The sequence below is a fragment of the Microcoleus sp. FACHB-68 genome (assembly GCF_014695715.1).
GTDB lineage: Bacteria > Cyanobacteriota > Cyanobacteriia > Cyanobacteriales > Oscillatoriaceae > FACHB-68.
The window spans coordinates 364,928-377,118 of the sequence record NZ_JACJOT010000006.1; the positions used below are offsets into that span (position 1 = coordinate 364,928).

Below are 12,191 nucleotides of genomic sequence, written 5' to 3' on the forward strand. Positions count from 1 at the left end.
AAACGCCGCAGCCGGCCAGGTATTCACAAGCAGCGTTGGTGGGAGAAGTGTTATGGCGCTAATCGTTCAAAAATATGGTGGCAGTTCCGTTGGGTCAGTCGAACGCATTCAAGCAGTGGCTCAACGTGTAATAAACTCGGTGAAAGCCGGCAACTCGGTAGTAGTGGTGGTTTCTGCAATGGGAAAAACCACCGATGGGTTGGTGAAACTAGCCAATGAAATCTCCTCAAACCCCAGCCGGCGGGAAATGGATATGCTGCTGTCCACCGGCGAACAAGTTTCCATCGCCCTCCTCAGCATGGCATTGCAGGAACTCGGACAGCCGGCAATTTCCCTCACCGGCGCACAAGTCGGCATTGTCACGGAAGCGGAACACACCCGCGCCCGCATTTTACGCATTGAAACTGATCGGATGCAGCGCCAGCTTGATGCCGGTAAAGTTGTCGTCGTTGCCGGCTTCCAAGGTATCGCCAGCAGCGCAGACTTAGAAATTACTACCTTGGGGCGCGGCGGTTCCGACACCTCAGCCGTTGCCCTCGCTGCTGCACTCAGGGCAGACTTCTGCGAGATTTATACCGATGTCCCCGGTATTTTAACCACCGACCCGCGCCTCGTGCCAGACGCCCAGCTAATGGCAGAAATTACCTGTGATGAAATGCTCGAACTTGCCAGTTTGGGCGCAAAGGTACTGCATCCCCGCGCGGTAGAAATTGCCCGTAATTACGGCGTTCCCTTAGTGGTACGCTCTAGTTGGACAGATGACCCCGGCACAAAAGTCATCTCACCGGCACGCGTTCCCCGCCCCCTGAAAGGCTTAGAAATTGTGCATCCGGTTGATGCGGTAGAATTTGACACCGATCAAGCAAAGGTTTCCCTGCTGCGAGTACCTGATCGTCCCGGTGTAGCAGCGCGTTTATTTGGCGAGATCGGCAAACAAAACCTGGATGTTGACTTAATTATCCAGTCTATTCACGAAGGCAATAGCAACGATATCGCCTTTACTGTTACCAAACATTCCCTGAATCAAGCCGAAGCCGTAGCGTCTGCGATCGCCCCCACGCTTCGCAGTCACCTTGATGCTGCACCCGATGAAGCCGAGGTAATGGTGGAACGGAAAATCGCTAAAGTCAGTATTGCCGGTGCCGGCATGATCGGGCGTCCCGGCGTGGCGGCGCAGATGTTCCAAACTTTAGCGGATGCCGGTGTGAATATCCAAATGATTTCCACCTCTGAAGTGAAAGTTAGTTGCGTCATCGACGCCGAAGATGGGGATCGCGCGATCTCCGCCCTCTGCGAAACCTTTGAAGTCAATAGTTCGCCGGTACGCGAACAATCTTCTCTCCCCCTCGCCCCCTCCCCCTCTCTCCCCCTCCCGCCCCCGGTACGCGGCGTGGCGCTAGATATGAAACAAGCCCGCCTTGCGATTCGCCATATCCCCGATCGCCCCGGCATGGCAGCGCAGTTATTCGGACTATTGGCAAAGCGCAATATCAGTGTTGACACAATCATCCAATCCCAGCGCTGTCGCATTATTAATGGCGTGGCAACGCGGGATATTGCCTTCACCGTAGCCAGGGCTGATGCAGAGGACGCCCGGATGGCTTTGGCAGCTTTGGCGGCTGAGTGGGGAAGTGTTGAGGTGGTGCTAGATACGGCAATTGCCAAAGTTAGTGTCGTGGGTTCTGGCATGGTTAACCATCCCGGTATTGCGGCGCAGATGTTTGATGCGCTGGCGAAACAGCAAATCAATATTCAAATGATTGCCACGTCTGAAATTAAAATTAGCTGTGTGGTGGATGAAGAAAGTGGTGTGCAGGCTTTGCAAGCGATCCACACAGCCTTTGAATTAGCCGGCACTCAAAAAATAGAGGTGCCGGCTTGAAGTTGCAGTTGCTTTGAAAAAAGTTGGGAAGCGGGGGTGTTTTAGATGCCCCTCGCCCTTTTTGATCGCGTGAATGAATGATTAAGCAGCCAAGGACTTCTAAACTAGAAATAGGATTGTTCTGTTAAAAGAACGAGACTAATTCTCGACGATCTAGGAACAGAATTCATCTAGTTACTAACCATGAATCAAATTTTTGAAGACCTTGCTGCGATTGATGAAGAACTGTCTAAGCGTCACCTCGTTCTCGATCCGGGCGGTTACTTTATTATTTACCTAGATCGCGAATCGGGGTTAATTTGCGCGAAGCACTTCACCAATGCCATTGATGAACGCGGGTTGGCTGTCGATCCGGAAACCGGCGAAGTTATCCCCGCCAGAGGTAAGGTGGAACGCACACACGCGACTGAGTTTGCCGGCAGAACCGCTAAAGAACTGTGCGTTAAAATTTTTGAAGAAACTCAGCCCAGTCCCGTGACACTGCTGGATCATGCAGCTTATCTGGGGCGGGAATTTGTCCGGGCTGAGATGGCTTTAGTCAATGGCCAAGATTACGTTCAAGATTAAGCTAAAAACCATTTAATTTGCATGATTTACAGCTTTTGATCAAAAGCAACTTGTAAATTTATGCAGATTAAATGTGTAAATTTTAGGAAAAACCTTGATAGAAAAAGTAAGTGACCATTGGGATAACCGTAGCGGCAATTAAAAGCACAACCACAACAATGGTTGCATTGCCGGTGTTGGTTTCTTCTGCTTTTTTAAACGTGCTTTCAACGTTCGTGGTGTCTACCACAACCGGCGCACCCGGATCAGGCTGACCCGATAATACCGCTACAAGGCGATCACCGGCATCTAAAAAGGCTTGATTGTATTTATTGCCTTGCTGCAAAGGCACAAGCAGGGTTTCCGAAGCCACACTTTGGGCAATTTCATCGGAGAGAACCGTCTTCACTTTATCCCCAGTACGAATCGCTGCGGTGTTAGTAACGGTATCGAGTACCAATAAGGCTTGATTTGCTTGTGCTTCTGAGGTGGGAAACCATTTTTCAAACAGCTTATCGGTAAAGCTTTCGATGGTTTCGCCGTAGTCAAGCCGGTGGATGGTGACAAACCGGACTTCTTTGCCGGTTTGATCGGCTAGCTTCTCCAAGGCGCTGCTGATCCGCCCTTCATTAAGCCGGCTGATGGCATCATCTTCATCGAGTACCCAAGTGCGCTCACCGGCTGATAAACTCGGCATTTGATAGACGCCGGTGGCGTGTGCCGGTGCCATCACAAATTGCGTTGCCAAAACGAGCGCCGCTATTGACAAAAGAAGACGGGTATGATATTGAAAAGTGCTGAATATTTGTTTGAGGAGCTGTTTAATCATAAGAATCCTAAAACAGATCGTTTACAAAAAATACTATATAAATTGCCGGTAAAACTAACGGCTTGAGGATTGAAGGTTGAGTTTTGCGCCGGCATTCAGGAATTCGGGGATTTTTTGATAGATGTCTGACACTGCTGCTTTTTCTCCAGATTACTTTACTGCACGGCATCGCTTTCGTTGCGGGGCGAGTGCTTTCGGATGTTCTGTTGAGGCTTTTGCGATTGACGAATTCGGGCAAAATGGGGAAGAATTGACGATTGATGTGGCAATTTTGGGATCACTCAACCCCAAGCGTGTGCTGATTGTTTCCAGTGGATTGCATGGAGTTGAAGGTTTTTTCGGTTCGGCTGTGCAAGTTGCACTGCTTGAAGGGTATTTTCAGAAGTACAGTTTTCCCCAAGATACTGCTTTAGTTTTACTTCACGCTTTGAATCCCTATGGCTTTGCGTGGCGACGCCGGTGTAATGAAGAGAATGCCGATCTCAATCGTAATTTTCTGTTAGCCGGCGAAGAGTATCACGGCAGTCCAGAAAATTACCCCAAACTCGATGCGTTTTTCAACCCAACTTCACCGCCATCGCAGTTTGAACCTTTTTTAATCAAAGCAATGGCGCTGATTTTGCGTTACGGGATGCCGGCTTTAAAAAATACTTTACCTGTGGGGCAATATGACTTTCCCAAAGGGCTATTTTTTGGAGGCAATTCTCCCTCAAAAACCCAACAAATTTTAGCAGAAAATCTTCCCCGATGGGTGGGAGAGGCAACAAACGTTGTCCATCTTGATTTTCATACCGGCCTTGGTCGCAAATTTACATATAAACTTTTAATTGATGTGCCGGCAGACTCAGAACAAGCCCAACAATTAATTCAAAATTTCGGTTCAGATGTCGTTTCACCCTTGACAACCGAAGGCATGGCTTACCCCACACGCGGCGGTTTAGGAACCTGGTGTCAAGCAAAATTTCCCCAGACACGCTATGACTTTCTCACTGCAGAATTTGGCACCTATCCGATTATCCAAGTTGTTGAAGCCTTGCGGGCAGAAAACCGCGCCCATTGGTGGGGAACGCCCGATGATCCGGCTTGGGAACGGGCAAAGCAGAGATTGGTAGAAATTTTCGCGCCGGCAGATCCCCGGTGGCGTGAAATCGCACTATCTCAAGGCATTAATTTAGTTAAACAAGCCTGCAAAATAATATCTCAGTGACCAAACATTAACCTGTACACTGTATTCCATAGCCCGGAAAAATCACACTCCATTACAGCAGCATTGAAGAGGATAAAATCATGAAGATTGCAATTATCGGCTGTGGCTACGTTGGCAGTGCAATTGCCCGCCGGTGGCGTGAATTCGGCCATCTGGTGACAGCCACAACAACCACCCAAACGCGCGTGGCGGAACTTGAGGAGATCGCGCAGCGCGTAGAGGTGATGAAAGGAAATGATGCCGGCGCAATACTTTCTGTGATTCAAGATCAAGATGCAGTGCTTCTGAGTGTGGGTGCACCGGGGGGAGATGCTTACCGAGAAAGCTACTTGGAGACGGCAAAAACACTGGTAGAACAGTTAAAGCAGACTTCAAGTGTGAAGCAGCTCATCTACACCGGCAGCTATAGTGTTTATGGGGATAAAAATGGGGAATGGGTGGATGAAGAAACCCCCGTTGCACCGGCTAATGAAAATGGTGAAATTTTATCGGAGACAGAACAAGTGTTATTAGGCGCTGCCGGTGAAAACTTGAAAGTTTGTATCCTCCGTTTAGGCGGAATTTACGGCCCTGATCGGGAACTTGTGAAGATTTTCAGTCGGGCTGCCGGCACAACTCGTCCGGGTGCCGGTGAAGATAGGACGAATTGGATTCGCTTAGAAGACATTGTGGGGTCAATCGATTTTGCTCTGACAAAGCAATTACAAGGCATTTACAATCTTGTGCATGATGTTCCACTTACATCCCGCGAAGTCATTGATCGGGTGTGCGAACGTCATAATTTAGAAAAGGTTTCTTGGGATACTTCAGCCCGCTCGACTCGCCCTTATAACGCACAGGTATCTAATCAGAAAATCAAGGCGGCGGGTTATACGCTAATTTATCCTGAGATGCTGCTTTAAAGTATCGGATTTGGCTTTGGGCACGCGCTGAAGAGGAATGGCACCGAAACTCATGCGATGTAAATCTCTCTTGCCTTAATAATTAGCCTTTATTCCTAATCATTAGCCAGCCAAAATTGGCGCGTTTACGTTAATAAGCCAGTATGAAACCAGCAGAAACTTACAAACGTTGGATTATCCAAACCCAGCAAGTCTTCTATGTCGAAGTTTGGGATTCGGATGGTCATCACTACATTGCAGTTCGCAACGCGAAGTCTGAGGATGAAGCAATTGAAATGGCTAAACGCTGGATTGATAAGTATGAAATACAAGCCGACCAATTAAATTGTATTGATGGTTTTGGTGATTTGCTAGATAATGAGTATGAGTTTTGAGCACAGATGTATTTAGATCCCTAACCGGCTTCTAATATTTTCAACAAGTGTTGCCGGCGGTTCAGTTACATCTGCATAAATTCCTTCTTTTGGCTCCTCAAGACTATCAAATTGACTTCGCAACAAATCACTTTTCATAAAGTGATCCGCACGCAAACGCAGCCGTTGCTCAATTGCCTCAAAAGAACCCTTGAGGTAAACAACTTTCATGCGTTCCGGATCTCGCAGAAGTAACTGACGGTAGCTCTCTTTAAGGGCTGAACACGCTAGCACCACATTTTTGTCTTCCTGCAACCACCCATCGATAGCCCGTTGCAGTTCTTCGATCCACGGTTGCCGATCTGCATCGTCTAGGGGAATACCACGGCTCATCTTCTCAACGTTTGCCGGTGGATGAAAAGCGTCGGCATCGCTGAAATGCCAGTTTAAAGATTGGGCTAGTAGCAGACCAATTGTGGATTTGCCGGAGCCTGAAACTCCCATTACCAGAAGGATCATCTCAATATTATCTGTTAACAATAAAGGCGATCCAACGGATCGCCCTTATATCATCATAATTTGAGAAGCTTGCTAAATTCAGCGCGTCCCACTACTAGGTGTTGTTGTGGTGCCATTGGTGGGGACGACTATGTTGCCATCAGGGGTGACTGTGGTGCCGCCATTGGTGTTCGTGTTTTGAATGGGCGGTGTTCCGTTAGGCAGCACAATGCCGCTAGGGCCACTGGTTGTGCCGCTCGGAACGTTTAAACTACCGGGAGTGGTGGGTGTAGTGCCGGTGTTGGTATTGGGCGAGTTTGGCGAACCGCTGGGGGTGCTAATGGTTCCTGGCGCACCGTTGATATCTCTAGATTCTGTACCACCGGAAGAACTGGGTATGGCGCTGGGAGTGGTGTTTGTACCGGGCGTCACACTGGTGCCGGCAGGCAGGTTATTAGTATTGTTGTTGGTTGTGCCGGTGGGGTTAACTGTATTACCCGGTACTGTCAATGTGCTGCCACCTGGGGTTGTAATCGTTGTGGAATTGTTGCCGCTATTACCGGGGAGAATAATTGTACTGCCAGGAGTTCCTGTGTTGGTGGGAGTTGTCGAAGATCCATCTTGATTGATTGTAGTTTGGGAAATCGCCGGCAGTCCCATTAAAGAAGTCATGCCGGCTACTCCTACCACGCCGGTAAGCAGTTTCAACAACTTGCTGGAATTAACTCGCTTGTTAAACATGGTTTCGCCTTCTGATAAACTTTTGTAATCGGTTAAATTTCTTACCTCTTCATCCTAGAACTGGTACGAATTCTCTTCACCTATCTATAGTAAGAACCCTAGAAATCTGTGGGTTAATAATTGCCTATCAATAGGTGTAGAAGCAAGCCGATCTTTTTTCTCAGAAGTTACTCACTCTTGCTAGCTAAACTCACAGAATGAGGGTGAAAGGATACCGTCCCTAGAACAATTACTGATCTTTCTGCCGGCACTAAGGGCATAAAAGAGGATTTGCCTGAAAACTAGGGAAATTAGCTGATTATTCAGGAAGATTAGGCATATAAACCAATTCCAGTTTAATTCCATCAGGATCGGCAAAGAAGACTGCGTAGTAACCCGGTGCGTAATGGTTGTATTCGGCTGGTGGATCGAGAACTGTAGCGCCTATCTCGACTATCAGCTTATATAAATTATCGACTTGTTCACGGCTGCCGGCGTTAAAAGCAAGATGGTGCAATCCTGGTGAGTAGCGATCATGGATTTTGTTCGGGGAATTCGGGTTGCCGGTGTAAATTAAGATGGCTCCAGCATCCTTTAACCACCACATGATGAACTCATCGGTTTTTTCCACCTGCTGATAGCCCATGAATCCTAAAATCGCGTTATAAAACGGTTCTGATTTGGATCGATCACTAACCGTTAGGCTTAGGTGATTCACACTACCAAGGGTCATAAAACATTTCCCTCTTCTGGAAGAACTAATATATTATAAACTCCGATTTCTGTTTAAGGCACTCTATATCTTTTAATCTGCTTTTTTATAAAAGATACAATTAAGTTAAAAATAGAAAAACAACTTAAAAAGGTTTTCTCAAAATATAGGCTGAGGAAATAAGAAATGAGCAAGACTTTTTCTCACCTAAATCTTTCTTACTCAATCCTCAGCCCTTAATCATCACAACTATTGATCAGCGCTAATGATGTTATACACCAAAACCGCTAAAATTCCTCCAACAATTGGCGCTAAAATAAACAACCAAAGCTGTTCTAAAGCCCACCCGCCTTGGAAAATCGCCACACCAATACTTCTGGCTGGATTCACTGAAGTATTGGTTACTGGAATGCCGACTAAATGAATGAGAACCAATACTAAACCAATCGGAATACTGGCAAAACCCGATGGAATGTATTTAGGATGGGTGGTTGCCATGACGGCAATTATCAAAAAGAAGGTTAAGACGATTTCAGTGATGGCTGCTGCAAACAGTCCGTAACCTTCAGGAGAATGCGCTCCATACCCATTCGTCGCAAAACCGGCACTGATATCAAAGCCGGGTTTTCCTGATGCGATTGCATATAAAATGCCGGCACCCAGTATTGCCCCAACCACTTGAGCGCCAATATAAATTGGCAGCAAAGATTTCTTAACTTTGTTGGCAAAAACTAAACTGATGCTAACTACTGGATTGACGTGACATCCGGAGATACCGCCAATGGTGTAACACATCACTAATAAAGATAAACCAAAGGCGAGGGAAACCCCTAAATAGCCTATTTGTTTGCCGGCTAAAACTGCACTGCCACATCCCCCTAAAACTAAAACCATTGTGCCGATCATTTCGGCAATGAAAATTCTTGCTCTGCTATTCATAATTCTGTTTATTTCGCCTTTCAACAAGTTTTCTTGCGACGTGTGTTGCTTGTTGCCGGCAAAGCGAATTAACGCTTTTATCAAAAGTAATACCTTTCTGGATTTTGGCACTACAAATTTAAGGGTAGCCGGTAATGTGAAACTCACCCATTACCAACAACCAATTTGGAGGGCTTAACAGAAATGGTATAAAAATTCAATAAGCCAGCAACCAGAAAAAGAGGGACACTGAAAAATCCAAGAGAAGAAATTATAATTTCTTTCTTTTCTCGTCCCGTCTGACTTCTGAATATTGACTTTTAAATTATTCCCAATAAATTTGTACTAATAACGCACGGGTGAGATGGCGAATGCAACAGATAAGTTATTCCTTACAAGTAGAATAAACTCATCCGTTGCATTTATGCGTCTCGCGAGGAGCCGGTGCCACCTTTACTTTTAGCTGAGGAATTCGCGGGGATCTGTCACGTAGCCGGTGAGTGCGGAAGCTGCGGCTGTGTAAGGTGAGGCGAGATAAATACCGGCCTCTTTATTGCCCATACGTCCAGGGAAATTGCGGTTGGTGGTGGATACGCAGATTTCTGGTTCATTCACCCGACCAAAGGTATCTTTCGGCCCACCCAAACAAGCGGCGCAGGAAGGTGCAGCCGGCTCAATGCAACCAGCAGCCAAGAAAATCTCCGACAGCGTTTGTCCCTCGTATTTCTGGCTAAACAGGTCTTCATAAACCTTTTGGGTAGCCGGCACCAAATAAGTCGGCACCTTTACCTGTTTGCCTTTGAGAATACGGGCGGCGTTCATAAAGTCTGAAGTTTTGCCGCCGGTGCAGGAACCGATATAGACGCGATGAATCTTAACATCGCTGCATTCTCGTGCTAGGGCGCGATTATCAGGGGAGTGAGGTTGGGCAACCACCGGCTCTAATTTAGAGACATCACCCCGCCAAGTGCTGTAGAACTTGGCATCAGCGTCAGTGTAAACCGACTCAAACGGCTTATCAGTGCGGGCGCGAACATAGTCAAACGTCGTTTGATCCGGCGCAATCGTCCCATTTTTGCCGCCGGCTTCAATCACCATATTGCACAGCGTCATCCGCTCTTCCATCGTCATCCGCTCAACCGCCTCGCCGGCAAATTCCATTGTCCGGTAAGTGGCACCAGAGACGCTGATATCCCCAATAATTTGCAAAATCAAATCTTTTGCCAGCAAATAATCCGGCATTTCCCCATCAAGGATAAACCGCATCGTCGCCGGCACTTTGATCAGCAACTTGCCGGTGCCCATAATAAAACCGGCATCCGTATTGCCAATGCCGGTGGCAAACTGACCAAACGCGCCGGCGTTGCAAGTGTGAGAATCCGTGCCAAACAGCACTTCTCCCGGACGGGTGTGACCTTCCTGAGCTAGGGCAATGTGGCAAACACCCTTATAATCCGGATTTGCCTTAAAATCCGAGCGATCAGTGATGTCGTAGAAATATTTAATCCCCTGCTCGCGTGCAAAATCTCGCAGAATATCCACGTTGCGGTTAGCTCGCTCATCCGCCGTGAAAATGTAATGGTCTGGGATCAGAACAATCTTCTCAGAATTCCAAACCTTGGCATCTGCACCGAATTCGCGCTTAAAAACGCCAATCGTTCCAGGGCCACAAACATCATGGGTCATTAACAAATCAACATCAACCCAGATATTCTCCCCCGGCTCCACAGCCTCACGACCGGCAGCTCGTGCCAATATCTTTTCAGTGAGGGTCATCCCCATAACAATTCTCCTGCGGAGACGCTCCGCGCATTCTTTCAAATCAACAGGCTACACCATCTATACTAATGAGCGCTTCTGCTGTTTGCTTCACTAATATTCTCAACCGAGCCGGTTGTTTAGGCCGTTATTGCCTCAAGCGCAGACAACTTAAGGAGAAATTGTCACATCGCCGGCAGTCGGAGTATTGCTCACAGCCCGTAACATCGTGGCCAGCGCTCGATTATAACCGAGAATTGCTCGCACTCGGTTGCCCTCAGAACGAGTTAACTCACTTTCAGCATCAATCACTTCACTTTGGGTGCCCACACCGGCTTGGAAGCGCAACCGTGCCAGACGCAAAGCTTCCCGTGAGCGCTCTACCTCCACAGAAGACGTTTGAATATTTTCAAAATTAGCCCTCAAATCGTAGTAGGCTTGCTCCACCTGCAAGCGAACTTGGTTGCGCTGATCGGCAAACTGAGTTTCCGCGATCTGCGTATCGACTTCCTCCTGATTGGCCCTAGCCCTAGTCGCGCCCCCATTATATAAATTCCATCTCAACCGCGCTCCGACGGCGTAACCATCAGTAATGTCAAAATCATCGGCAAACACATCTAACACGTTGTAGTTGCCAAATACACTGACTTGAGGACGCCCACCAGCCAGCGCCACCCGCCGCTGCTGTTCGTTAATTTCCCGCTGTACTAACTGTTGTTCCAATTCAGCGCGGTTTCTAAACGCCTGCACGATGCTCTCTTCTAGCGTGAGATTCCAAAAACCGGCCACTTCTACGGGATCTGCGGCTGAAATATTCGTCGGCAGAGACAAACTCAACAACTGAGCCAACTGGCGCTGGGAAACTTGCTGATCGCGTAGCGATTGGGTCAAATTTTGCGTCTCATTCGCTAACTGCACCTGCGCCCGCAATACATCAAAGCGGGTTCCCACGCCGGCGCGTTCCAATGCCTCGGCATCCCGCAAACTTTGTTGAGCATTTCTTACGGCAGATTGAGCGATCCGCACTTGCTCATCGGCTTGCTGCACATCGTAATAAGCATTCGCCACATCGAGCTGCAATTGCTCATCAATGCGCTCGACTTCTAACTGATTCAGCTTGACTTGTCTGTCTGCGGCTTTGATGTTAGCAGAGCGACGCCCCGATGTGATCACGTCGTAACTTAACTCTAACTGGCCACTCAAGCTACGCGAGATGGTACTTGCGCCCTCCTGGCCCGGTTGTTGTTGCTCCAGCCGCTCATTTTGCAGCTGTCCCTGTGCCGAATCTGAACGGGTGACATCGGCATTTAAATCTAGTGAAGGCAGTTCTGCCGACAGCGCTTCTTGCAGGGAATAGCGAGAACGTTGTAATTGTTGCTCGGCTACCTGTAAATCTTGATTGTTGCGCCGTGCCAGTTCAATCGCCTGCTGCAAGGTGATCGGCTGAGTTCCCACCACTCTCACTTCTTCCGGTTTGGTGGGAAATTGCAGGGGGTTCGGGTCGGGGTTGAGGTAGGCAGGAGCCGGTCTTGATGCCCCCGTTAAAGGATTCTCTCGCGCTTGTAAGGGCACTTGTTCAGCTTCGGCTGTCTCTCTTTTGTCGCTGATAAGCTGCTGGTTACTCCCGTCGTCGGCTGTCCCTTCTGCATTGGGCGAGGATTGGCTGGAGGCGGGGGTTGTAGCCCACGTTACATCTTTCCGCAATAAGTATGAATCTCCTGCAAATGGATCGGCAGGAGTGGAGGAGGGTGTTGTTTGGGAGGAACTGGGTTTGATGTTGCTGAGGGCGACTGTAACACCTAGTCCAGCAGCTATCAGATGACGCAAGGTTGACATACGTTTTTTTTGCTCTGCTGTGTTGGAAAC

12 protein-coding genes are annotated in these 12,191 nt (G+C 48.1%); 5 read left to right on the top strand and 7 right to left on the bottom strand.

Features of this window, described 5'->3' with window-relative positions:
* The first annotated feature begins 52 nt into the window (after positions 1-52).
* The gene (locus H6F73_RS06170) at positions 53-1,882 is read left to right on the top strand and encodes an aspartate kinase (RefSeq protein ID WP_190757910.1); all 1,830 of its coding nucleotides are present in this window, start codon (positions 53-55) and stop codon (positions 1,880-1,882) included.
* A 183-nt stretch (positions 1,883-2,065) separates the two neighbouring features.
* The gene (locus tag H6F73_RS06175) at positions 2,066-2,449 is read left to right on the top strand and encodes a DUF4346 domain-containing protein (protein ID WP_190757911.1); all 384 of its coding nucleotides are present in this window, start codon (positions 2,066-2,068) and stop codon (positions 2,447-2,449) included.
* A gap of 82 nt (positions 2,450-2,531) precedes the next feature.
* On the opposite strand, the gene H6F73_RS06180 is transcribed toward H6F73_RS06175, so the two are convergent.
* Positions 2,532-3,254 carry a TPM domain-containing protein gene (locus H6F73_RS06180; RefSeq protein WP_190758331.1) on the bottom strand — a complete coding sequence of 241 codons (723 nt, stop codon included), beginning with the start codon at positions 3,252-3,254 and terminating at the stop codon, positions 2,532-2,534.
* Between the two features lie 124 nt (positions 3,255-3,378).
* On the opposite strand from H6F73_RS06180, the gene H6F73_RS06185 reads away from it, so the two are divergent.
* The 3 genes from H6F73_RS06185 to H6F73_RS06195 all read left to right on the top strand — a co-directional run bounded on the left by H6F73_RS06185 (position 3,379) and on the right by H6F73_RS06195 (position 5,740).
* The gene (locus H6F73_RS06185; protein ID WP_190757912.1) at positions 3,379-4,464 is read left to right on the top strand and encodes a DUF2817 domain-containing protein; all 1,086 of its coding nucleotides are present in this window, start codon (positions 3,379-3,381) and stop codon (positions 4,462-4,464) included.
* An 80-nt stretch (positions 4,465-4,544) separates the two neighbouring features.
* Positions 4,545-5,366, top strand: coding sequence for an SDR family oxidoreductase (locus H6F73_RS06190; protein ID WP_190757913.1), 822 nt, complete (start codon positions 4,545-4,547; stop codon positions 5,364-5,366).
* Positions 5,367-5,509: 143 nt separating this feature from the next.
* On the top strand, positions 5,510-5,740 hold the full coding sequence (locus tag H6F73_RS06195) for a hypothetical protein (protein WP_190757914.1): 231 nt from the start codon (positions 5,510-5,512) through the stop codon (positions 5,738-5,740).
* A 12-nt stretch (positions 5,741-5,752) separates the two neighbouring features.
* Here the strand turns inward: H6F73_RS06195 and H6F73_RS06200 are convergent, their stop codons facing one another.
* From H6F73_RS06200 to H6F73_RS06225, 6 genes are all read right to left on the bottom strand, one after another.
* Positions 5,753-6,238: a gluconokinase gene (locus H6F73_RS06200; protein ID WP_190757915.1), complete on the bottom strand. Its 486-nt coding sequence runs from the start codon at positions 6,236-6,238 to the stop codon at positions 5,753-5,755.
* Between the two features lie 78 nt (positions 6,239-6,316).
* Positions 6,317-6,958: a hypothetical protein gene (locus H6F73_RS06205; RefSeq protein WP_190757916.1), complete on the bottom strand. Its 642-nt coding sequence runs from the start codon at positions 6,956-6,958 to the stop codon at positions 6,317-6,319.
* Between the two features lie 298 nt (positions 6,959-7,256).
* Positions 7,257-7,670 (bottom strand): VOC family protein, encoded by a 414-nt coding sequence (locus tag H6F73_RS06210; protein ID WP_190757917.1) that lies wholly within the window; start codon positions 7,668-7,670, stop codon positions 7,257-7,259.
* Positions 7,671-7,898: 228 nt separating this feature from the next.
* Positions 7,899-8,672 (bottom strand): aquaporin Z, encoded by a 774-nt coding sequence (aqpZ, locus tag H6F73_RS06215; RefSeq protein ID WP_242072346.1) that lies wholly within the window; start codon positions 8,670-8,672, stop codon positions 7,899-7,901.
* 354 nt (positions 8,673-9,026) lie between these two features.
* On the bottom strand, positions 9,027-10,349 hold the full coding sequence (locus tag H6F73_RS06220; protein ID WP_190757918.1) for a 3-isopropylmalate dehydratase large subunit: 1,323 nt from the start codon (positions 10,347-10,349) through the stop codon (positions 9,027-9,029).
* Between the two features lie 147 nt (positions 10,350-10,496).
* Positions 10,497-12,161 carry a TolC family protein gene (locus tag H6F73_RS06225; protein ID WP_190757919.1) on the bottom strand — a complete coding sequence of 555 codons (1,665 nt, stop codon included), beginning with the start codon at positions 12,159-12,161 and terminating at the stop codon, positions 10,497-10,499.
* Positions 12,162-12,191: the final 30 nt, after the last annotated feature.

Coding starts and splice junctions, on each gene's coding strand:
- H6F73_RS06200 (WP_190757915.1), bottom strand. CDS start 6,238: ATGATCCTTCTGGTAATGGGAGTTTCAGGCTCCGGCAAATCCACAATT.
- H6F73_RS06220 (WP_190757918.1), bottom strand. CDS start 10,349: ATGGGGATGACCCTCACTGAAAAGATATTGGCACGAGCTGCCGGTCGT.
- H6F73_RS06185 (WP_190757912.1), top strand. CDS start 3,379: ATGTCTGACACTGCTGCTTTTTCTCCAGATTACTTTACTGCACGGCAT.
- H6F73_RS06170 (WP_190757910.1), top strand. CDS start 53: ATGGCGCTAATCGTTCAAAAATATGGTGGCAGTTCCGTTGGGTCAGTC.
- H6F73_RS06205 (WP_190757916.1), bottom strand. CDS start 6,958: ATGTTTAACAAGCGAGTTAATTCCAGCAAGTTGTTGAAACTGCTTACC.
- H6F73_RS06195 (WP_190757914.1), top strand. CDS start 5,510: ATGAAACCAGCAGAAACTTACAAACGTTGGATTATCCAAACCCAGCAA.
- H6F73_RS06190 (WP_190757913.1), top strand. CDS start 4,545: ATGAAGATTGCAATTATCGGCTGTGGCTACGTTGGCAGTGCAATTGCC.
- H6F73_RS06225 (WP_190757919.1), bottom strand. CDS start 12,161: ATGTCAACCTTGCGTCATCTGATAGCTGCTGGACTAGGTGTTACAGTC.
- H6F73_RS06175 (WP_190757911.1), top strand. CDS start 2,066: ATGAATCAAATTTTTGAAGACCTTGCTGCGATTGATGAAGAACTGTCT.
- H6F73_RS06210 (WP_190757917.1), bottom strand. CDS start 7,670: ATGACCCTTGGTAGTGTGAATCACCTAAGCCTAACGGTTAGTGATCGA.